This window comes from Pseudomonas sp. P4_C8 (assembly GCF_056401975.1).
In genome coordinates, this window is record NZ_JBFUIH010000012.1 from 65,411 (window position 1) to 85,940 (window position 20,530).

Here is a 20,530-nt window from a genome sequence, read left to right on the forward strand (position 1 = left end):
CCCAAACGGCATTGACGCAAGGAGCGGTTTTCTCCATGCAAACTCATGACATCAAGTTGCCGCTCAGCCCGGTAACGCCGTTCGCAGAAAGTCGCGCCAATCATCAGGCTGAATTCAACAACAACGCAAAACCCGCTTCAGGAGTTGATATGGAACCTCGCGTCATTGAACTGGAGACCCATCTGAAATACATCCGAAGAGACATGGATGAAGTGCGCAATGACGTCAAGTCCATCAAGCACAGACTGGCTTACTCGGCGGGCGGAACCGCTGTAGTCCTCGGGCTGTTGGGCTGGGTTGCCAATAGCCGCTTCGACCAGGTCGTGACACTTCTGCTTCGTTAGCGTTAGTCATACACGCAAGACCCGGCAAATTTACCGGGCTTGCGGCAAAGAGACATCGCGAGATCAGCTCAAGACTTCGCTCAGAGGAATGAAAACTACATATTCACCCTCGATCAACGTGCGATCTTCCAACACCTCAACCAGGCCATCAGCCCAGGCTGCACTGCGAAGTACACCTGAGCTCTGATTCTTGTAAATGATCGCCCGGCCATTCTCCAGACGACCACGCAAGTACTCTCGTCGGTTACCAGCCTTAGGCCAGACGAACCCGGCCGGCACCTGAAACTTCAGCGGCTCGACCTCTTTTACACCTTGACGGCGCAGGAGATAGGGCTTTGCCAACAAAGCAAAAGTGACCAGTGTCGACGCCGGGTTGCCGGGCAATCCAATCACAGGTACGCCACGAAAATGCCCGAATGTCAGCGGCTTGCCCGGTTTGATGGCGAGTTTCCACAGCGTGAGCTCGCCCTCTTCGCGCAAGGCCATGCCCAGGAAATCGGCTTCTCCTACAGACACCCCACCCGTGGAGAGGATCAGATCAACATCCTTCAACTCGCCGAGGCGGGCACGGGTGGTCRCCAAATCATCAGGAAGAATACCGGCATCGATGACTTCACAGCCCAGGCGTTGCAACCAACTGCACAGCAATACGCGATTGCTGTTGTAGATCTGTCCTGGGCCGAGGGCCTGGCCCGGTTCAACCAATTCATCTCCGGTTGAGAGAACCGCAACACGAACCTTGCGAATCACGTCCAGCTCAGCGCATCCCAGCGATGCCGCCAAGCCCTGCTCGATAGGCCCAAGCCGTGTGCCGGCCGACAAGACAAGCTCGCCAACCGTGGTTTCCTGACCTTGTGGCCGGATGTTTTGACCCGGATTCATGGATTCGAGGAACCGTACTCGCTCATCCGCCTGAACCTCGGCATTTTCCTGCATCTCGACACAGTCGGCGCCTGCTGGCACAGGCGCACCGGTAAAGATTCGGGCGCAGGTACCGGGCTTTAACGGTTCGGGCGCCTGACCGGCAAATATCTTCTGACTGACCACCAACGGTTCTCCCGTCCAGTCAGCGACACGCAAGGCGTAGCCGTCCATGGCACTGTTCGGCCAAGGTGGCAGATCAAGGTTCGAAACCAAGTCATCGGCGAGCACGCGCCCCTGAACCTGCGCCACCGGCAAGCGTTCACGCTCGCGGATGGGCGAGGCTTCTGCCATGTCCAGCAGACGCGCCAGCGCCACCTCGACAGGCATCAGGCTTCCGGTTTTACCCGGCTTACCCGCGGGATTCACAGGGTGCCGCCTGCTTCAGATGAGCCACGAAATTGCAGGGGCGATGGCGCGCATCCAGCTGTTCGGCAAGAATGCCATCCCAGCCGGTGCGCACGGCGTTGGTCGAACCCGGCAAGCAACAGACCAGCGTACCGTTGGCCAAACCGGCCAGCGCCCGGGACTGCACGGTCGAAGTGCCAATATCGGCAACAGAAATCTGCCGGAACAACTCACCAAAACCATCAACTTGTTTGTCCAGCAGGCAACTTACCGCCTCTGGCGTGCTGTCCCGTCCGGTGAACCCGGTACCGCCAGTGATCAGCACCACCTGCACCACCTCATCGGCAATCCAGTTGGCGACTTGCGCGCGAATTTTGTAGAGATCATCTTTAAGCAAAACCCGAGCGGCCAGGTTATGACCGGCGGCGCTCAAACCGTCGACAAAAACCTGTCCTGACGTATCGGTTTCCAGGGTTCGGGTATCGCTGACCGTCAGCACCGCGATATTAAGCGGCGCGAAAGGTACATCAGCCTTGGCTTTCATAGGCTCGTCCAGTTGTAGGAAAAACAGCTCGGTGTTATATCACAGCGCTTCACTTTTTCAGCGCCCCCATGGAGACCTGCCATGCCCCCTGACTCACCATTGCCGCCTTGCTCCATTTTGCTCCTGGCTGGCGGTCGTGGCCAACGCATGGGCGGTCAGGACAAGGGTTTGCTGGAATGGCACGGCGAGCCGCTGATCGCGCACCTGTATCGCAAGACCCGCGATCTGAGCGATGACCTGATTATTTCGTGCAACAGGAACCTGGACAAATACGCGCCTTACGCCGATCAAATGGTCCATGACGACGAAGGCGATTTCCCTGGACCCTTGGCGGGTATTCGCGCCGGCCTCAAGGCGGCCCGCCATCCTCTTCTGCTGGTGCTGCCCTGCGACGTACCTCGCATCAATGCCGCCCTGCTCCACAGCATGCGCGAAACCGCCCGCCAGCATCCGGACAAACCGTTGATGCTGCGCCAGGGCGCACACTGGGAACCGTTGCTGTGCATTATCCCTGTCGCACTCTGCTCGGCGTTCGACACGGCATGGAATGAAGGTGAACGCAGCCCGGGACGCCTCATGCGCAAACTGGAGGCCACCGCACTACAATGTGTAGACAACGACCCGCGACTGGCCAACCTCAATACCCCGGAACTGTTAAGCGCACACTCCGAGTCAGAACGACACTAGGCAAGGAACTTGCGTGCGTTGTATACGTCTCAAGCCCAGCAACCAAAGAATTCTTATTCGGAGACACGCTCATGACTCAACGGACCCTCGCCACTTTTATGCTCGCAGTGGGCCTAGCGACCTTGGCGGGCTGTGCATCGCCGTCAGTGATCACCTTGAATGACGGTCGCGAAATCCAGGCCATCGACACTCCATCGTATGATGAAAAGTCGGGCTTCTACGAATTCGAACAGCTGGATGGCAAGGAAACTCGCATCAACAAGGATCAGGTTCGCACCGTTAAAGAGTTGTAATTGTTACTGCACCTGCCAGATGCGACAAAGCCCGCTTGATGCGGGCTTTTTCGTGACCGGGATTTTTCACCACTGCAAGGTGATGGTGCTTTCAAACACCCTTTCCTGGCCGGTGACCGGATCCACAAACCGCAAGCCCTGAGCGAGCAGTTTCAGCGGGTTGGCGTAGTCATCTTCAACGTCCTTGAGCACCTGCGGGTAGAACGGATCATTGCAAATACTCGCGCCCAGCGCTGTCATGTGCACGCGCAATTGATGTTTCTTGCCCGTCACCGGGTAAAGCGCATATCGCCAGAGGTCTCCGTTCTTTTCCCGAACCTCGACTGCTGTCTCGGTATTGCTGACACCCGGACCTTCCTGCATGCGGAAAAACGGTTCGCCATCGATGAGTCGGCTTTTATGTACCAAAGGAAAGGCCCGTTCAGGCAATGCAGCGGCAATTGCCTCGTAGCGCTTTTCAATCTGTCGTGTCGGAAATAACGACTGATACGCTGAACGGCTCTGCGGGTTGGCGGAAAACAGAACCAACCCTGCCGTATGCCGGTCAATGCGATGCAGCGGCACCAGATGTGGGTTATCCAGTCGACGGATCAACCTTCGCAGCAGCGTTTGTTCCACATACTCGCCTGCCGGCGTCACCGGCAGAAAATGCGGCTTGTCTGCAACCACCAGATGCTCGTCGGCATAGAGGATCGACTCGACTACCGGAAGCGGCTTTTCGTCCGGCACCTCACGGAAATAATGAATCCGCAGGCCTTCCTTGTAAGGCAGATCGACCGCGATCGGCATTCCGTGCCGGTCGAGCACCCGACCGCGAGCCACTCTGTCCAGCCATTGTTCACGACCAATAGCGCTGAAGTGTTCACACAGGCAATCGATAACGGTCTGCCACGAACCTGGCGGCAAGTAGAGCGTGCTGGCCTGGTTGTGTGCAGCGGAAAAAGATGAAGTCGACATACGAAAGTTCTGACCCTCAATACAGGTCGGCATTATCCAACAGTGGCCGAGTCGAACCTAGCAGAGAATCCTCATGCCGGAATCTGTGTGCGCGCCGCCGCGTCAGTGAACTCCTTGAGCCAGCGCAGTACATCGACGGCTTCCCAGCGAGCGGGATCGTAAAGCGCGTACAACAACCCCTGATAGCCCACGACATCGAGTTGCCGGTGGTAACCCGCCCGCTGGAACAACGCTTCGATTTCGGCGAAACAGGTATTGAAATGCAGTTTGTTGAAGGGTGTTTTTCCCTCCGTCACCAGACCGTCCAGACGTAACTCGAGGACAGCCTCGCGCACAACATCGATCGACATCCGGTTCACGCTGTTTTTCAATTGTTCGACATTGACCACGATTCATCCCTCTCACGCCCGGAACTGCCTGCGCAAACCCGAAAACCCGGGATAACGAGGCAGCACCACGATGGCTGTATGCGCATACAGTATCCGAAGAGCAGCGATTAAGCCAAGGGGATCCATCGCAAAGTTCGACAGGCGGCATCACCGCCACCAGAAATACCGCTTAACGCAAGAACGCCACCACCTCGTCGGAATCGAACGGCCAACCCAGCTCAGCGCCGGTATCGATTCTTCGCAAGACAGGAATACGCAGACTGTAGGCTGCGAACCAGGTTTCATCGTCAGCGATATCTACCAGTTCGACCAGCAGACCGTGTTCGACAAAGGGCATCAGCATGGCTTCGGCCACTTCACAGAGATGGCACCCCAGGGTGCCGAACAGCTGACATTCAGGAAGCATGAGCGCTCAACCGAAAAAATTAAGTGACTATTCTAGGCCTGCCCCGAAAAACCGTCGAGCCATTGCATCTTCTGCCCTGGAGGATGAATCGCAAGGGCGGGCGGTATAACCCTGATGCAAATCAGTCGCCGCTTGTGCCATTTAAGCAATGCTCACGTTTTTTTTGCTTCTACGCTTGAGTAGCCAGCGTCTATCAGCGGAGTGTTTTGTGTTTGCCAATCTCTTGATTATTCTCGTTTCTTCACTGGTGGTCATCGCGCTGTTCCAGCGTCTGCGATTGCCCCCGGTCCTGGGTTATCTGTGCGTGGGGCTAATGGTTGGCCCGACCGCCTTCAACTGGGTGAAACAAAGCGAAGGGCTGCCCTACCTTGCCGAGTTAGGCGTGGTGTTCCTGCTGTTTTCGCTCGGTCTTGAGTTCTCCCTGACGAAAATGATCGCACTACGCCGGGTAGTGTTTGGTCTTGGCAGTTTGCAAGTGCTTGCAAGCGGACTGCTGCTGGGTGCTTTGCTGATGATGTTCGGGATGCCGGTGACCGCCGCGCTGTTACTGGGTGCGGGACTGGCGCTGTCATCCACCGCCATTGTCAGCAAGGAGCTGACCAGCCTTGGCGAGATTTTCAGTAGTCATGGCCAGAATGCCATCGCCGTATTGCTGTTTCAGGACGTAGTGGCAGTATTGCTGTTGACCCTGGTACCCGTATTCGCCGGCAACAGTGATCAGGCCTGGTATTGGGCGCTGCCTCTGACACTGGTGAAGACCGTGGTGTTGTTCGTCGGTCTACTGCTGGTCAGCCGCTGGCTATTACCAAGATTGTTCCATGAAGTCGCCGCCGCCCGCTCTGCCGAACTGTTCGTACTGCTGGCGCTGGTGATTGTTTTGCTGACGGCCTGGCTGACTCACCTACTGGGTCTTTCCCCCGCCTTGGGCGCGTTTCTCGCTGGCATGCTTTTGGGCGAAAGTCATTACCGGCATCAGGTCGAGGCCGATATCCGCCCGTTTCGCGACATTCTGCTCGGGGTGTTCTTCGTCAGCATCGGCATGCTGATCGACTTGAATTTGTTCGCCAGCCACGCCCTGCTGATCCTTGGCCTGACACTGGGATTGCTACTGATCAAGGGCACCGTGGTGGCGCTGCTGGTCAAATGGCGTGGCAGCGATGGCGAAACCGCCTGGCGCAGCGGCCTCGCACTGGCCCAGGGGGGTGAGTTCTGCTTTGCACTGATAGCGCAGATGCAACAAAGCGATCTGATACCCGCGCAACTCGGCAGCCTGCTGCTGGCCGCTACGTTCTGTTCGATGCTGGTCACGCCACTGATGCTGCGCGCAACCCCGTCTATCGCAAAGCACCTGCATCGCAAGTCCAACAAGGAAGCACAACTCGAAGAAATCAGCGCGCTTAACGCCGATCTCGACAAGCATGTCGTCATCTGTGGTTACGGGCGCGTTGGTCAGTCGATCGGGCGCTGTCTACGCCAACAGCAGCAACCTTACATTGCACTGGACCACGATTCGGTAAGGGTCGAGGAAGCGGCCGTCAGCGAAAGCTGCGTACATTACGGAGACTCGCGTCGAGGTGAATTACTGGTTGCCGTAGGACTGGCCCGCGCCAAACTGTTGGTGATCGCGGTGGACCAGACCGACATCGCGCTGGAGATACTCAAGGAGGCACGCAGGGTCAATTCGAGTGTGCCGATTCTGGTCCGTACCCGGGACGACAGCCAGTTAACCGAATTGAAAGAGGCCGGCGCCAGCGAAGTCGTACCGGAACTGCTGGAGTCCAGCCTGATGCTCGCCTCCCATGCACTGATCATGCTGGGACTGCCCGCCCATCAGGTACAGGAGCGGGCTGATCAGATACGACATGATCGCTACCGGATGTTGCACGACTTTTATCCCGGGGCCGAAGATGCAGAGAAGTGATTCAGTCCTGACTGACGGCGCCGATCTTGTGTACCGACAAGTCCGCGCCGTAATACTCCTCTTCCTGACTCAGGCGCAGCCCATGGAACGCCTTGATCGCTCCATACACCGCAAAACCACCGGCCAGCGCCACAACCACACCCAGAGAAGTACCGATCAACTGACTGACCAAACTCACCCCACCCAAGCCGCCCAAGGCCGTCTGGCCAAAAATCCCGCAGGCAATTCCGCCCCACACGCCACACAGACCGTGCAAAGGCCACACACCCAGCACATCGTCGATATGCCATTTGCCCTGCGCCGCGGTAAAGCACCAGACGAAAAGTGCCCCGGCAATGGCGCCGGTCAGCAGAGCGCCCACGGGGTGCATCAGGTCGGAACCGGCGCAGATGGCCACAAGTCCGGCCAGTGGGCCGTTGTGCAAAAAGCCTGGGTCATTGCGCCCGACGATAAGCGCCGCCATGGTTCCACCGACCATGGCCATCAGCGAGTTCACCGCCACCAACCCGCTCACGCCTTGCAAGGTCTGGGCACTCATGACGTTGAAGCCAAACCAGCCCACTATCAGAATCCACGAGCCCAACGCGAGAAAGGGAATGCTCGATGGTGCAAACGCCACCAGGCGACCGTCGCGATAGCGCCCTTGTCGTGGCCCGAGCAACAATACCGCCGCGAGTGCCAACCAGCCGCCCATGGCATGGACCACTACCGAGCCTGCAAAATCATGGAAGCCGGCACCGAATCGCGCCAGCAACCACGCTTGCAAACCATAATTGCCGTTCCAGATCATCCCTTCGAAAAAGGGATAGATGAACGCCACAATCAGCGCGGTCGCGCACAACTGCGGGACAAATCTGGCGCGCTCGGCGATGCCGCCGGAAATGATCGCCGGAATGGCCGCTGCAAAGGTCAGCAGAAAGAAGAACTTCACCAGCCCGTAACCATGGTCGGCGTTGATCACCGCCGCCGGTTGCAGAAAGGTGACCCCATAGGAAATCCAATAGCCTATAAAGAAGTAGGCCAAAGTCGAAATGGCGAAGTCGCTGAGAATCTTCGACAAGGCGTTAACCTGGTTCTTTTGCCGAACCGTGCCGACCTCAAGAAAAGCGAAACCGGCGTGCATGGCCAACACCATGACTGCACCAATAAGGATGAACAGTGTGTTGGAGCTGTGGACCAGACTGTCCACAGCACTTTGCAGATTTTCCATGGATTGGCAGACCTTAAGGCTGAAAAAGCACCAAAGCGGTTCGCGCAGGCGATGTACGCACCAAGTTGCGGCTTATCCGGATCGAACCGTTGATCCCCGTGAACCGCTTTGGCGCAAAAGATCGAAACCTTCGCGCGAGTTTTAATTGTTTGAGTAGCGGTTTTCCTGATTTCATGCCCGGCAACAGCGCAGCGGCGCCGGGAACGCACCACGACATAGCAAAAGTTGTACCAGTCATTTGTACTGAACCTTCACGCAAGGCTCATACTCGAACCCATCAGAAGCCACTACGGAGATCCACCCATGGCCAGCATCAAGGCAAAGACTGCTCAAGAAATCCTGATGAACGACTTTCAAACACTGGTCAGCGACACCGAACGGTTGCTGGAACACACTGCCACCCTCGCCGGCGATCAGGCTGATGAGCTGCGCAACCAGATCCACGACAGCCTGTTGCGTGCCCGGGAAACCTTGAAGCTGACCGAAGACTCGTTACGCGAGCGCGGTCAGGCCGCCGTTACCGCTACCGAGGATTACGTTCAGGCCAACCCATGGCAATCGGTCGGGATTGCCGCCGGGGTGGGTTTCCTCATTGGCCTGTTAGCTTCTCGGCGCTGATATGTCTATCGGCGAATCCAGCTCGTCTGCGACGGGCACAAGCGCTTCATCGCGGCGCCTGGGGGCCGCTTTTCTCGGACTGTTGCACAGCCATGTCGAACTGTTTGGCATCGAGTTGCAGGAGCAAAAGGCTCGCACCGTAAGCCTGCTGTTGTTTGCAGGCCTGGCGCTGGTCTTTGCATTGCTGCTATTGGTGGGGTTGTCGGCTCTGGTGATGATTGTGTTTTGGGACACCTATCGCCTGCCCGCCATCATCGGGCTCTGTGTGTTCTATGCCCTTGCCTCCATATTCTGTGCGTTCCGTTTGAAAGCGGCGATCTTCGATGAGTCTTCGCCCTTCCATGGCACCCTGGAAGAATTGGCCAATGATCGGGAGCGCCTGCTGCCATGAGCCTGCCTGAACTGCCGCACAACAGCTCGCGTACGGAAATGCGCAAGGCGCTGATTCGCCTGCGCATGGAAATGCACCGTCAGGAAATTCGCCACGAATCCAGGGAACTGCTGCTGCCCTTGCAGCGGATACGCGGGATGTCGCAAGACTTCCAGAGCAGCTTTGGCATCAAGCATGCCCCGCTCTGGGGCGTGGCGGCGGTTACCCTGTTGGGATTTTTGACCGGAAAAAGTACCAGAAACGGCGGCGTCAGCAGCCTCACTCGCCTGGTTCGTCTGGGCACCAGCCTCGGGCCCCTGATCAAGCTGGTCCTGCAAAGCAATTCGCGTAAAGACTAAATAGCCACTCTCTGGCTGCATTCTAGCCACACCACCGGGATGAACCTCTTTTATCGAGGGGTTCAATCCTGTGTGCCCACCCGGTGACCAGGCGAGTCCAAAAACAAGACTTGTCTCACCACCGGGCAGTTTTTCGACAATGGTGAGCGACTGCTGCTCATCGACATCGACGCCGCCGGGCTCTAGGCTAAGGGATCAGTCACCTGACGGAGAGACCCGCCTTGGATTGGCAAACCCTGCTTACCCGCGAACGCCTCGGAAAACCTCTGCACAGCCCGGAAGAACTCGGTCGCAGCCCTTTCCATAAAGACCATGACCGCATTATTTTCTCAGGCGCTTTTCGCCGGCTGGGACGCAAGACCCAAGTCCATCCGGTCACCAGCAACGATCACATCCACACGCGCCTGACCCACTCGCTGGAAGTCAGCTGTGTCGGCCGCTCGTTGGGCATGCGTGTCGGTGAAACCATTCGCAGCGCCCTGCCCGAATGGTGCGATCCGAGTGATCTGGGGATGGTGGTGCAGTCGGCCTGCCTGGCCCATGACATCGGCAATCCACCCTTCGGTCACTCCGGCGAAGACGCCATCCGTCACTGGTTCCAGCAGGCCGCGGGCCGTGGCTGGCTGGATGACATGAGCGAAGTCGAACGTAATGATTTTCTGAACTTCGAAGGCAACGCCCAAGGTTTCCGCGTCCTCACTCAATTGGAGTATCACCAGTTCGACGGTGGTACGCGGTTGACGTACGCCACACTGGGTACGTATCTGAAGTATCCCTGGACGGCAAAACACGCTGACTCACTGGGCTACAAGAAGCACAAGTTCGGCTGTTATCAGAGCGAACTGCCGTTGCTGGAGCAGATCGCCCATAAACTCGGCCTGCCACAACTGGAGGAGGAGCGCTGGGCACGCCATCCATTGGTGTATCTGATGGAAGCCGCCGATGACATCTGCTACGCACTGATCGACCTGGAAGACGGCCTGGAAATGGAGTTGCTGGAGTACGCCGAAGTCGAGTCTTTGCTGCTCAACCTTGTGGGCGACGATCTTCCGCAAACCTATCGCCAACTGGGCCCATTGGATTCGCGTCGACGCAAGCTGGCAATTCTGCGAGGAAAAGCCATCGAGCATCTGACCAATGCCGCTGCTCGCGCCTTCGTCGAACAACAGGATGCCTTGCTGGCCGGCACGCTACCCGGCGATTTGGTGGAGCACATGCATGGCCCGGCCAAGCGCTGCGTCTTGAACGCCAAAGACATGGCCAGAAAAAAAATCTTCCAGGACAAACGCAAGACGCTGCATGAAATCGGCGCCTACACCACGCTGGAGATTCTTCTGAACGCTTTCTGCGGGGCGGCACTGGAACAACACAACGGTCGAACGCCGTCGTTCAAAAGTCGCCGCATCCTCGACCTGCTGGGCAACAATGCGCCCGATCCTCGCGGTCCTTTGCACACTTCATTCCTGCGCATGATCGACTTCATCGCCGGCATGACTGACAGCTACGCCAGTGAAATGGCCCTGGAAATGACCGGTCGTTCAAACCGCGGATAAATGCCCATCGACCCGCTGTTCAGATCGTCTGAGGAGCGGTTCGATATTCATTCGCACTTCAGCACCAACAGAATCGCCCTACACCTTGTGCAGAGCCGACTGATCGATTGCTCTCCCTGCTCGCGCAATAATCACCTTCCACTCTGATCGACAGATCAAGCATGAAAAATGTCAGGTCCAAACACAATTGGCGCATCTTGCTGGTGGAAGATCATCCCTTTCAGCTTAAAGCGACCCAATACCTGCTTGAGAGTTATGGCTTCACCCAACTCACCGCTACGGACAGTGCAGAGAGCGCTTTGCACCAGATGCTTGAGTCTTCGCACCCCTTCGACATTCTCCTGTGTGATCAATGTCTGCCTGACCTCACAGGCCTCGACTTGATCGAACTCGCCAGCCGCCGGGGAATGATCAAGCAGGCGATACTCCTGAGTAGCCTGACACCCGGCGAACTGGACAAACTTAAAAAAACGGCCGATGAGTACAATCTACCTTTGCTGGGCTACTTGATTAAACCCTTGAAACAATCAGACTTTAGAAACCTGTTGACCCGGGCCTCGCTATAAAAACCCACTACTAAAAATACACTTAGCACACAAACAACCCATTTAAAATAAACACCACAATCACCCCAACACTTAATACAACACTTTTATTGATCCTCATTCAAAACCTAGTTGGACCGTAGTCCGATTCCTCTTCGACTGTAGGACTTTTCCTATATCACTGCTATCTGCCTGTCGGTTCATGCGCCCCCTCAACTATCTGAGCTATGGTGCGCGCTTTATTTGAGCTCGCATGGGATCTGATTATGAACTCCGTTTTTATTGTCGACGATCACCCCGTTATCCGTCTTGCCGTCCGAATGTTGCTCGAACATGAGGGTTATAAAGTCGTCGGCGAAACTGATAATGGGGTCGACGCCATGCAGATGGTTCGAGAATGCATGCCGGACCTGGTCATTCTCGACATCAGCATTCCCAAACTGGACGGACTGGAAGTTCTCTCCCGTTTCAACGCCATGTGTACCCCGTTAAAAACCCTGGTATTAACGGCTCAGTGCCCGACATTGTTCGGTATTCGCTGCATGCAGTCCGGCGCGTCGGGTTATGTATGCAAACAGGAAGACCTCAGTGAACTGGTGAGTGCCATCAAGGCGGTGCTCTCAGGCTACAACTACTTCCCCAGTCAGGCGTTGAATCCTGTCCGTAGCGATGACACGCGATACGCCGACCTGGAGCTCTTCAAGTCAGTCAACGACCGGGAGTTGATGGTATTGCAACTGTTTGCACAAGGCCGTACCAACAAGGAAATTGCCAAGGGCATGTTCCTCAGTAACAAGACTGTCAGCACCTATAAAAAGCGCTTGATGCAAAAACTCAAAGCCAAATCACTGGTTGAACTCATCGATATGGCAAAACGTAACGCCTTAGTGTGAGAGCCCGGATGCCCAGTCGTATAAAGGATTATCTAATACTGATAACTGCAGGCTTATGTCTGAGCACCTCAGTGTCTGCGACACACTCCGCCAGCGAGCATTACACCCTGCTCAGTCGCTCAATGGCCGGTCACATGGAAGTCCAACTGGATAAATCACAACGGCAATGGCTCAACAACAAACGTGAACTGACTCTGGGCACTTCAGCCCCCGATTACCCGCCTTTCGACCTGACCAACAGCGGCAGCGACTATGAAGGTTTCACTGCCGATTACGCGGGCATCCTTGGCAAGGTCACCGGCCTGCCCATCAAGGTTCAGCGCTACGCGTCCCGAGAAAACGCGATCGAAGCGCTGGAAAACGGTGAGGTCGATATGCTTGGCAGTGCCAATGGGTTTGAGGCACGCAACGCCGACATTGTGCTTTCCACACCTTACGCTGCGGACCAACCGGTTCTGGTGACACGAGAAGGAGAAACCCGATCCCTGAACGATGGCCTGGCCGGGTTGCGGTTGAGCATGGTGTACCACTACTTGCCGATGGAAGAAGTCCAATCCCTGTATCCAAAGGCAATTATCTCAACCTTCCCCTCTTACCAGAATGCAATCAACGCTGTCGCGTTCGACCAGGCTGATGTCTTTCTCGGTGACACCATTTCAACCCATTACCTGATTAACAAGGGTTACCTGAACAACGTCCGGATGGCCAACTTCGGTAAACACGAAGTCCACGGATTCAGTTTTGCCGTGCACCAGAACAACCCGGAACTACTTGGGATCATCAACGCGACTCTGAATGCCACTCCCACCAGCGAGCGAGAAAACATCGCCAAACGCTGGAGTGCAGGCAGTGACATCCTGCTCACCGATCACAAGCTGCAACTTACCGGTCGCGAAGAACGCTGGCTGGCGCAACATCCAGTGGTTCGCGTGGTGGTCAATGAGGCGTTTGCGCCGCTGACGTTTTTCGACGATGAAGGCAACTTTCGAGGTGTTACCGCCGACCTGCTCGAGTTGATCAGGTTGCGCACCGGCTTGCGCTTCGAGATCCATCGCAGCCGAAGCGATGACGAGATGATCGAGCGAATCAGTCATCATCAGGCCGACTTGATTGCCGCCCTGCTGCCCAGCGCACAACGTGAAACGCTGCTGAACTTCAGCCGCCCCTACCTGGAAAACTCCTTTGTCCTGCTGACACGCAAAGTGGCCGACACCCCGACCGACCTCACGCAATTTTCGGGCAAGCGCCTGACGATTGCCCAAGGCAATCCGATGGTGGATTACCTGCATCGCGAGTTCCCGCACGTCAATCTGATCGAAACCCCAGACACCTTCAGTGCCGTGCAGTCAGTTGCAGAGGGGCAGGCTGAAGGCGCCGTAAACTCGCTGGTGATCGCCAACTACTTCATCTCATCCAGAATCTTCGAGCAGCCCCTTCAGATCAGTTCCACCCTTGGCACGCAGCAGGCTGCGTTCTCCCTGGCAACAGGACGTGATGCCAAAGAACTGAGCGCCATCCTCGACAAGGCATTGCTGAGCATTACCCCGCAGGAGCTGGGCATTATCAACAGCCGCTGGCGGGGATACTCGTCGACTACGCAAAACACCTGGCGCAGCTATCACCGGGTGTTCTATCAAGTGGTGATTGGTGTTGGTGTGCTACTGCTGATTTCTGTTGCCTGGAACGCTTACATGCGTCGCCAGATAAAACAGCGTCAGGCGGCCGAGCTCGCGCTGAATGATCAACTTGAGTTCATGAGATCACTGGTCAATGGCACGCCTCATCCAATCTACGTGCGTGATCGACAGGGATTGCTGCAAAGCTGCAACGACAGTTACCTGGAAGCCTTCAGTACGAAATACGAAGACGTCATCGGCAAAAGTGTCATTCAGGGCAGTATGAGCAATGCGTTCGAGGCTCAGGAATATCAGGCTGACTATCAGCGCGTCGTGAGTGAAGGTACACCGTTGATTCTCGACCGCACCCTGCAAATCGGCAGTCGCAAGCTGACGATTTATCACTGGGTTCTACCTTACCGGGACTCGAGCGGTGAAGTGCAGGGCATCATTGGCGGCTGGATCGACATCAGCGAGCGGCGACAACTGTTCGAAGATCTTCGAGCGGCCAAGGAACGCGCCGATGAAGCGAACAGAGCCAAAAGCACTTTTCTGGCGACCATGAGCCATGAGATCCGCACCCCGATGAATGCAATCATCGGCATGCTGGAACTGACCCTCAAACGTATCGAGCCGGCTCATCCGGACCGCCCCGCCATTGACGTCGCATACAACTCGGCGAAAGACCTGCTGGAACTGATCGGGGACATTCTCGATATTGCGCGCATCGAATCCGGGCATCTGAGTCTGAATCCGGAGCGCGTCAACCTGGGTGAAACGGTGGCATCGGTGGTCAGGATCTTCGACGGGCTCGCCCGGCAGAAAAACCTGCGCCTGTTGCTGGACTTCAGTCCTGCCCATCCGCCAACCGATGTCCTGTTAGACCCGATGCGCTTCAAGCAGGTGTTGTCCAATCTGGTCAGCAACGCCATCAAGTTTACCGAACAGGGTCAGGTCCTGATTGTGGTTGAGTCACAGGCCACTGACGAGCCCGAGCGGGTCTTGCTGCGCGTGCAGGTCAAGGACAGCGGAATGGGGATCAGCGAGCAGGATCAACAGCGTTTGTTCGAGCCATTCGCTCAGGCGACCCATAGTGCGCAGTCGACCCGAGGGGGCGCTGGGCTGGGTCTGGTGATCAGTCGCACGCTGTGCGAGATGATGGGCGGCAGCCTGCAATTGCGTAGCCAGCCCGGTGCCGGCACTCAAGTCGAAATATTGCTGCATCTGGCAACATTGCCGCCAGAGCTGATGCCGAAAACCGTCGAAGCGTCTATTCAGCCTACCTCAACCCCATTGAACGTCCTGGTGGTCGACGATCATCCGGCCAATCGCTTGCTCATGTGTCAGCAACTGGAGTTTTTGGGGCATCGCTATAGCGCAGCAGCAGAGGGCGAGGCCGGATTCGCGGCATGGAAGCACGGACAGTTCGATCTGGTCATTGTTGATTGCAACATGCCGATCATGAACGGCTACGAATTGGCCCGGCTAATTCGTCAATACGAACAGCAACAGCCGCGCGCGGTCTGCACCTTGTTGGGTTTTACCGCCAATGCACAGCCGGAAGAAATACAACGCTGCAAACAGGCAGGGATGGACGACTGCCTGTTCAAACCCCTCAGTTTGACGGCCTTGAGGCAGTGGATTGAACGTATCAAGCCGATCGCCCGCGACCCGGCGTTCAGCCTCGAAGGGCTGCAACTGCTGACCGGCGGTAATCCGAAGCTGGATCACCGCTTGTTGTCCGAACTGCTGAAAAGCAATCGTCTGGACCGTGAGCAATTGCGGGCGCTGTCCCAGTGCAAGGACCGCCAGTCTTTCCTCGACTTCGCTCACAAAATCAAGGGGGCGGCCCGAATCGTCCACGCGTGTCGATTGATCGACAGCTGTGAAGCGCTCGAAATCGCCTGCCATGAAGTGTTCCACCCCGAAACCGTAGCCAACTGCACTAAAGCCATCGAGCGCGCCATGCTCGAACTGGAGCAAGCCTTGCAACAACAAATAGGGCATAACGACAAAAGCAGAACGATGGAGCATTAACTATGCTTGAGCGTTGAGCAGTGTGTTCACCCTCATGGAGAGACCCGTAATGCCAAGCTCACTGCGCTCCGATCAACGCCGATTTCCGTTACACGTCCATATCAGCGTGATGTTTACCTTCTTGCTGCTGCTAACGGGCGTGGTGTTGGGCATTTTCAATTACCGGCAAACCACGCAGATCATCCTGTCCAGCAGCGAAAAACTCTTCAACCGGATCGAGCAGGATGTCCGGCTGGATCTGCAAGCCACCTATGTACCGATCCGCCACCTGTTGAGCTTGCTAGTGGACAACCCGGCGACCGAAGCGTCGGCGCTGGAGCAACGGCTCGCGCTGCTGAAACCCTTTAGCCAGTCGCTCAAAGACAATCCCAACCTGGCCTCGCTGTATCTGGGTTACAGCAATGGCGACTTTTTCATGGTGCGTCCTCTGCGCATCCCGGCCGTGAAAGCTCTCACCAATGCCCCGGACACGGCGGCCTATCAAGTCTGGAGCATCGAACACCCGGCCGGCGGTGGAAAGGTGCGGTCCCAGTCTTTGTTTTTTGATCAGAACCTGGCCCTCATCGACCGCCAGGATACCCCCGACGAAACCTTCGATCCGCGCACACGCGCCTGGTTTAGCAGCGCTCGCAGCGATGAGGACCAGATCACCACCGAACCCTATGTATTTTTCTCCACTCACGATGTTGGCACCACCCTGGCCCGGCGCAGCGGCGCGAACGCAGTGATGGGCGCCGACCTCACCCTCGCCGAACTGTCGGCGACGCTGGCCAAACATGTGGTGACCCCGCACACAGAAATCGTGCTGTTCGATGGCGAAGGCAATGCCGTTGCCTATCCCGACAGCAACAGGCTGATCGTCGACGACCAGACCGTACGCTTGATCAAGGCAGCCGATTTGAATCCGGCACTCGGTGCCCTGCTCACCCGTCCGCCAGAAGGTAATCGCCTGGATACCGCGGGTCGCCAATGGATTGTGGCCCGCAGCAGCATGAAGGAAGGCGGGCCTGAAGGATTACAGCTGGCGCTGTTGGTGCCGGAAGATGAATTGCTCGTCGATGCCTATCGCATGCGCTGGCAAGGCGCAGTGATCACTCTGGCAACGTTGCTGCTGTGCCTGCCGCTGGGGTGGCTCACCTCCAGAGTTCTGGTCAAGCCTCTGCGTTCACTGGTGCAGGAAGCCGACGCGATCCGCAGTTTCAATTTCAACTTTCCTGTCAGCCAACGCTCACCCGTGCTGGAAGTCGACCAACTGAGCGTGTCGATGGCGCGCATGAAGGACACCCTGGCGAGCTTTTTCCAGATCACCGACAGCCTGAGTGCCGAGACCCGTTTCGCCCCGTTACTGCAACGGGTGTTGTTCGAAACCGTGAAAATCGGGCAGGCTCAGGCGGGTCTGATTTACCTGCGCGAACAGGATAGCGACCGCATGGAGCCTCACGGCCTGGTTATCAACGAGACCGCCGAGGCATTACCTGCATTCGGGATTCACGGCCACGAACTCCAGAACCCGCAGAGCCCTCAGTGGATGCAGCAGTTGTCGAACGCCGACAATGTCGTCACCAGCCTGAACTTCGAAAACGCCGCCGACCTGCAAAAGGTGGTGCTTGCGCTGGAAAGCCCACGGGTTCATTTGATCGGTATCCGGTTACACAACCGGCATAACGAAACCGTCGGCCTGCTGATCCTCTTGCTGGCCGACAGCGGCACACAACACGACCTGGAAAAGCTTCGCCCGGACCGCATTGCGTTTCTCCAGGCGGTGTCAGGCGCGGCGGCGGTGAGTATTGAAAGCCAGCGCCTGCAAGCCAGACAGAAACAGTTGCTGGACTCTTTCATACAACTGCTGGCTGGGGCGATCGATGCCAAAAGTCCTTACACCGGCGGGCATTGTCAGCGGGTGCCGGCGTTGACGCTGATGCTCGCTCAGGCTGCTGCCGCCAGTCAGGAGCCGGCCTTCAGCGGCTATCAGCCTACGGAAGATGAGTGGGAAGCCCTGCACATCGCGGCATGGCTGCACGACTGTGGCAAGGTCACCACCCCTGAGTATGTGGTCGACAAGGCCACCAAACTTGAAACCCTGAACGACCGCATCCACGAAATCCGCATGCGTTTCGAAGTGCTCAAGCGCGATGCCTGGATCAATTATTGGCAGGCCATTGCCCAAGGGGGTGACGAGCATCACCTGGCCGAATTGCGCAATGCCATTCTGGCGGGACTGGACGATGATTTTGTGTTCATCGCCCACTGCAATCTGGGCGGTGAAGCCATGGCCGAAGCCGACCTGCAACGTTTGCGCGGCATTGCTCAACGTACCTGGACCCGAACCCTGGATGATCGGCTCGGGGTTTCATGGGAAGAGAACCGCCGCCAGGAACGAACGCCGGCGCCGACGCTGCCCGTCAGCGAGCCGTTGCTCGCGGACAAACCCGAGCACCTGTTCGAACGTGCCGAAAGCGAACTGATCCCGGATGGCAATCCGTGGGGATTCAAGCTCGAAGTACCGCACTACAAGTACAACCGTGGCGAACTCTACAACCTGAGCATTACCCGAGGCACGCTGACTCGCGAAGAGCGTTACATCATCAATCACCACATGGTGCAGACGATCCTGATGCTCAGCCGCCTGCCCTTTCCCGAGCACCTCAACAACGTCGCGGAAATCGCCGGCGGCCATCACGAGAAAATGGACGGCACCGGTTATCCCAAACAGTTGAAGCGTGAAGAAATGAGCCTGCCGGCACGCATGATGGCGATTGCCGATATTTTCGAAGCGCTGACCGCTGCCGATCGCCCCTACAAGAAGGCCAAAACCTTGAGCGAGGCCTTGGGCATCATGGCCAACATGTGCCGTGACGCCCACATCGACCCGGAGTTGTTCGGGCTGTTCATCAACGCACACATATATTTGCAGTACGCAGAACGATTCCTCGATCCTCAGCAGATTGACGTTGTTGACCGGTCAAGCCTGTTGGTCAGGGCAGGCTTGAGTGCATGATCAGCAATCGGTCAGGCGCAGAAAAATCACCGCCAGCTGCTCGATACCGGCCTGATCTTCAGCGCTAAAACGCGCCAGTCTTGGGCTGTCGAGGTCCAGCACACCGACCAATCGACCGTCCTTGACCAACGGAACAACCAGTTCGCTGTTCGATGCGCTGTCGCAGGCGATATGCCCGGGAAATGCATGCACGTCTTCAACCAATTGAGTCTGCAAGGTCGACGCAGCCGTCCCGCACACGCCGCGACCAAATGGAATCCGCACGCAGGCGATTTGCCCCTGGAAAGGACCGAGCACCAGTTCTTCGTTACGATTGAGGTAGAAACCGGCCCAGTTCAGGTCATCGAGCTGGTTGAACAGGAATGCCGAGAACTGTGCAGCATTGGCGATAAAATCACGCTCATCCGCCAGCAACGATTCCAGCTGCGCCCACAACATGCCGTAACCATCCAGGCCTTGGCCGCTCTTCTGTAAATCAATCATGCTTTGTGCTCCAACAGCTTGAGCCCGACCCAATAGCGGGCAAATTGATAGGCGCAACGGCCATTGCGATTGCCTCGGCCCGTGGCCCAACGCACCGCGAGGATGTCCAACTCTTCGTTACGCTGCCACTCAAGCCCGGCTTTATCGGCCAGTTGACCGATCCAGTGTTCGACTACGTTGAGGAAATGTTCCTGAGTAAACGGATAAAACGACAGCCACAAACCGAAGCGGTCCGACAGCGCGATCTTGTCTTCCACCGCCTCGCTGGGGTGCAGTTCGCCGTCGACTCTTTTCCAGTTTTCGTTATCGCTTTCCTTTTCCGGCACCAGGTGACGACGGTTGGAGGTGGCGTAAAGCAGAACGTTATCCGGTGCCTGTTCAAGGGAGCCATCGAGTACGCTCTTAAGTACGCGATAATCGCCCTCGCCCGACTCGAACGACAGGTCATCGCAGAACAACACGAAGCGCTGCGGCAACTTGCCGATTTGCTCGACCACTCGCGGCAGGTCCGCCAGGTGATCGCGCTCGATCTCAATCAGGCGCAAACCGGCGTGGGCATGTTCGGCGAGCAAGGCACGCACCAGCGACGATTTACCGGTACCGCGCGAGCCCCAGAGCAAAGCGTGGTTGGCCGGCATGCCGTCGATGAACTGTTGGGTATTGCGCCCCAACTGCTCCAGTTGCCGGTCGACACCGATCAGGTCGGACAGACGCATGTCGAGGCTGACGTGCAGGGGCAACAGAAAACCGCTGCGCCCCTCGCGCTGCCAGCGCGCGGCCAGGCATTGGTTCCAGTCGATGGTTTGTCGAGGTGCGGGCAGCAGCGGCTCGATACGGGCCAAAACAGCATCGGCGCGTTCAAGAAAAGCATTCAATCGAGCGTCCACGTCTTCTCCTCGGGCACGTTCACAGTGATGATGGCGATACAGCGACGAATACACAGCGTTCGGTGCCCGGCTCAACCCTTGCTCAAGGGTTCGCGAGAACATCGGTATCCCTGCATGATCGACTATGCTTGAGCAGCGAAAAAAAACGGAA

20 protein-coding genes are annotated in these 20,530 nt (G+C 56.9%); 12 read left to right on the forward strand and 8 right to left on the reverse strand.

Translation table 11 applies throughout. The annotated features are described in order from the left end of the window. Positions 1-35 precede the first annotated feature (35 nt). Positions 36-344, forward strand: coding sequence for a hypothetical protein (locus AC1DWM_RS09940; RefSeq protein ID WP_223519253.1), 309 nt, complete (start codon positions 36-38; stop codon positions 342-344). A gap of 63 nt (positions 345-407) precedes the next feature. On the opposite strand, the gene AC1DWM_RS09945 is transcribed toward AC1DWM_RS09940, so the two are convergent. Together AC1DWM_RS09945 and moaB are read right to left on the reverse strand one after the other, a co-directional pair. Next, positions 408-1,634 carry a molybdopterin molybdotransferase MoeA gene (locus AC1DWM_RS09945; protein WP_477795116.1) on the reverse strand — a complete coding sequence of 409 codons (1,227 nt, stop codon included), beginning with the start codon at positions 1,632-1,634 and terminating at the stop codon, positions 408-410. After that, the gene (gene moaB, locus AC1DWM_RS09950; RefSeq protein WP_223519249.1) at positions 1,618-2,157 is read right to left on the reverse strand and encodes a molybdenum cofactor biosynthesis protein B; all 540 of its coding nucleotides are present in this window, start codon (positions 2,155-2,157) and stop codon (positions 1,618-1,620) included. The genes AC1DWM_RS09945 and moaB overlap by 17 nt, the downstream gene beginning before the upstream one ends. 81 nt (positions 2,158-2,238) lie before the next feature. On the opposite strand from moaB, the gene mobA reads away from it, so the two are divergent. Further along, positions 2,239-2,844: a molybdenum cofactor guanylyltransferase MobA gene (mobA, locus tag AC1DWM_RS09955; RefSeq protein WP_223519247.1), complete on the forward strand. Its 606-nt coding sequence runs from the start codon at positions 2,239-2,241 to the stop codon at positions 2,842-2,844. A 71-nt stretch (positions 2,845-2,915) separates the two neighbouring features. Further along, entirely contained in the window at positions 2,916-3,137 is a 222-nt protein-coding gene (locus tag AC1DWM_RS09960) for a YgdI/YgdR family lipoprotein (protein ID WP_223519245.1), read from the forward strand. 66 nt (positions 3,138-3,203) lie between these two features. Here the strand turns inward: AC1DWM_RS09960 and AC1DWM_RS09965 are convergent, their stop codons facing one another. The 3 genes from AC1DWM_RS09965 to AC1DWM_RS09975 form a co-directional block, all read right to left on the reverse strand. Continuing rightward, positions 3,204-4,094, reverse strand: coding sequence for a pseudouridine synthase (locus tag AC1DWM_RS09965; RefSeq protein ID WP_477795117.1), 891 nt, complete (start codon positions 4,092-4,094; stop codon positions 3,204-3,206). A 71-nt stretch (positions 4,095-4,165) separates the two neighbouring features. Continuing rightward, positions 4,166-4,483: a transcriptional regulator gene (locus AC1DWM_RS09970; RefSeq protein WP_223519241.1), complete on the reverse strand. Its 318-nt coding sequence runs from the start codon at positions 4,481-4,483 to the stop codon at positions 4,166-4,168. 169 nt (positions 4,484-4,652) lie between these two features. Then, on the reverse strand, positions 4,653-4,889 hold the full coding sequence (locus AC1DWM_RS09975; protein WP_452625530.1) for a glutaredoxin family protein: 237 nt from the start codon (positions 4,887-4,889) through the stop codon (positions 4,653-4,655). A 208-nt stretch (positions 4,890-5,097) separates the two neighbouring features. Between AC1DWM_RS09975 and AC1DWM_RS09980 the strand changes: the two genes are divergently transcribed. Then, positions 5,098-6,810, forward strand: coding sequence for a cation:proton antiporter (locus AC1DWM_RS09980; protein WP_477795118.1), 1,713 nt, complete (start codon positions 5,098-5,100; stop codon positions 6,808-6,810). A 1-nt stretch (position 6,811) separates the two neighbouring features. Here the strand turns inward: AC1DWM_RS09980 and AC1DWM_RS09985 are convergent, their stop codons facing one another. Beyond that, positions 6,812-8,020 carry an ammonium transporter gene (locus AC1DWM_RS09985; protein ID WP_477795119.1) on the reverse strand — a complete coding sequence of 403 codons (1,209 nt, stop codon included), beginning with the start codon at positions 8,018-8,020 and terminating at the stop codon, positions 6,812-6,814. 303 nt (positions 8,021-8,323) lie between these two features. Here AC1DWM_RS09985 and AC1DWM_RS09990 point away from each other — a divergent pair, with 303 nt between their 5' ends. The 8 genes from AC1DWM_RS09990 to AC1DWM_RS10025 all read left to right on the forward strand — a co-directional run bounded on the left by AC1DWM_RS09990 (position 8,324) and on the right by AC1DWM_RS10025 (position 19,009). Continuing rightward, on the forward strand, positions 8,324-8,638 hold the full coding sequence (locus tag AC1DWM_RS09990) for an ElaB/YgaM/YqjD family protein (RefSeq protein WP_140670943.1): 315 nt from the start codon (positions 8,324-8,326) through the stop codon (positions 8,636-8,638). A 1-nt stretch (position 8,639) separates the two neighbouring features. Continuing rightward, complete coding sequence (locus AC1DWM_RS09995; protein ID WP_223519233.1) at positions 8,640-9,029, forward strand: phage holin family protein; 390 nt, start codon at positions 8,640-8,642, stop codon at positions 9,027-9,029. Beyond that, positions 9,026-9,367, forward strand: coding sequence for a hypothetical protein (locus AC1DWM_RS10000; RefSeq protein WP_223519231.1), 342 nt, complete (start codon positions 9,026-9,028; stop codon positions 9,365-9,367). Before AC1DWM_RS09995 ends, AC1DWM_RS10000 begins: the two co-directional genes overlap by 4 nt. Positions 9,368-9,588: 221 nt before the next feature. Further along, positions 9,589-10,920, forward strand: a complete 1,332-nt coding sequence (locus AC1DWM_RS10005; protein ID WP_477795120.1) for a deoxyguanosinetriphosphate triphosphohydrolase — start codon at positions 9,589-9,591, stop codon at positions 10,918-10,920. Between the two features lie 161 nt (positions 10,921-11,081). Next, complete coding sequence (locus tag AC1DWM_RS10010) at positions 11,082-11,486, forward strand: response regulator (RefSeq protein ID WP_223519228.1); 405 nt, start codon at positions 11,082-11,084, stop codon at positions 11,484-11,486. 245 nt (positions 11,487-11,731) lie between these two features. Continuing rightward, positions 11,732-12,358: a response regulator transcription factor gene (locus AC1DWM_RS10015; RefSeq protein ID WP_027925739.1), complete on the forward strand. Its 627-nt coding sequence runs from the start codon at positions 11,732-11,734 to the stop codon at positions 12,356-12,358. An 8-nt stretch (positions 12,359-12,366) separates the two neighbouring features. Beyond that, entirely contained in the window at positions 12,367-16,011 is a 3,645-nt protein-coding gene (locus AC1DWM_RS10020) for a transporter substrate-binding domain-containing protein (RefSeq protein WP_477795121.1), read from the forward strand. 49 nt (positions 16,012-16,060) lie between these two features. Then, positions 16,061-19,009: an HD-GYP domain-containing protein gene (locus tag AC1DWM_RS10025; RefSeq protein ID WP_477795122.1), complete on the forward strand. Its 2,949-nt coding sequence runs from the start codon at positions 16,061-16,063 to the stop codon at positions 19,007-19,009. Here the strand turns inward: AC1DWM_RS10025 and AC1DWM_RS10030 are convergent, their stop codons facing one another. Together AC1DWM_RS10030 and AC1DWM_RS10035 are read right to left on the reverse strand one after the other, a co-directional pair. Beyond that, complete coding sequence (locus tag AC1DWM_RS10030; protein ID WP_477795123.1) at positions 19,010-19,492, reverse strand: GAF domain-containing protein; 483 nt, start codon at positions 19,490-19,492, stop codon at positions 19,010-19,012. Further along, entirely contained in the window at positions 19,489-20,379 is an 891-nt protein-coding gene (locus tag AC1DWM_RS10035) for an ATP-binding protein (RefSeq protein WP_223519359.1), read from the reverse strand. The genes AC1DWM_RS10030 and AC1DWM_RS10035 overlap by 4 nt, the downstream gene beginning before the upstream one ends. Positions 20,380-20,530: the final 151 nt, after the last annotated feature.

Bases quoted from the DNA above. Each gene is read 5' to 3' on its own strand.
- AC1DWM_RS09940 (WP_223519253.1), top strand. From the start codon at position 36: ATGCAAACTCATGACATCAAGTTGCCGCTCAGCCCGGTAACGCCGTTC.
- AC1DWM_RS09990 (WP_140670943.1), top strand. From the start codon at position 8,324: ATGGCCAGCATCAAGGCAAAGACTGCTCAAGAAATCCTGATGAACGAC.
- AC1DWM_RS10020 (WP_477795121.1), top strand. From the start codon at position 12,367: ATGCCCAGTCGTATAAAGGATTATCTAATACTGATAACTGCAGGCTTA.
- AC1DWM_RS10015 (WP_027925739.1), top strand. From the start codon at position 11,732: ATGAACTCCGTTTTTATTGTCGACGATCACCCCGTTATCCGTCTTGCC.
- AC1DWM_RS09985 (WP_477795119.1), bottom strand. From the start codon at position 8,020: ATGGAAAATCTGCAAAGTGCTGTGGACAGTCTGGTCCACAGCTCCAAC.
- AC1DWM_RS09965 (WP_477795117.1), bottom strand. From the start codon at position 4,094: ATGTCGACTTCATCTTTTTCCGCTGCACACAACCAGGCCAGCACGCTC.
- mobA (WP_223519247.1), top strand. From the start codon at position 2,239: ATGCCCCCTGACTCACCATTGCCGCCTTGCTCCATTTTGCTCCTGGCT.
- AC1DWM_RS10010 (WP_223519228.1), top strand. From the start codon at position 11,082: ATGAAAAATGTCAGGTCCAAACACAATTGGCGCATCTTGCTGGTGGAA.
- AC1DWM_RS09960 (WP_223519245.1), top strand. From the start codon at position 2,916: ATGACTCAACGGACCCTCGCCACTTTTATGCTCGCAGTGGGCCTAGCG.
- AC1DWM_RS10025 (WP_477795122.1), top strand. From the start codon at position 16,061: ATGCCAAGCTCACTGCGCTCCGATCAACGCCGATTTCCGTTACACGTC.
- AC1DWM_RS09995 (WP_223519233.1), top strand. From the start codon at position 8,640: ATGTCTATCGGCGAATCCAGCTCGTCTGCGACGGGCACAAGCGCTTCA.
- AC1DWM_RS10000 (WP_223519231.1), top strand. From the start codon at position 9,026: ATGAGCCTGCCTGAACTGCCGCACAACAGCTCGCGTACGGAAATGCGC.
- AC1DWM_RS09975 (WP_452625530.1), bottom strand. From the start codon at position 4,889: ATGCTTCCTGAATGTCAGCTGTTCGGCACCCTGGGGTGCCATCTCTGT.
- AC1DWM_RS10030 (WP_477795123.1), bottom strand. From the start codon at position 19,492: ATGATTGATTTACAGAAGAGCGGCCAAGGCCTGGATGGTTACGGCATG.
- moaB (WP_223519249.1), bottom strand. From the start codon at position 2,157: ATGAAAGCCAAGGCTGATGTACCTTTCGCGCCGCTTAATATCGCGGTG.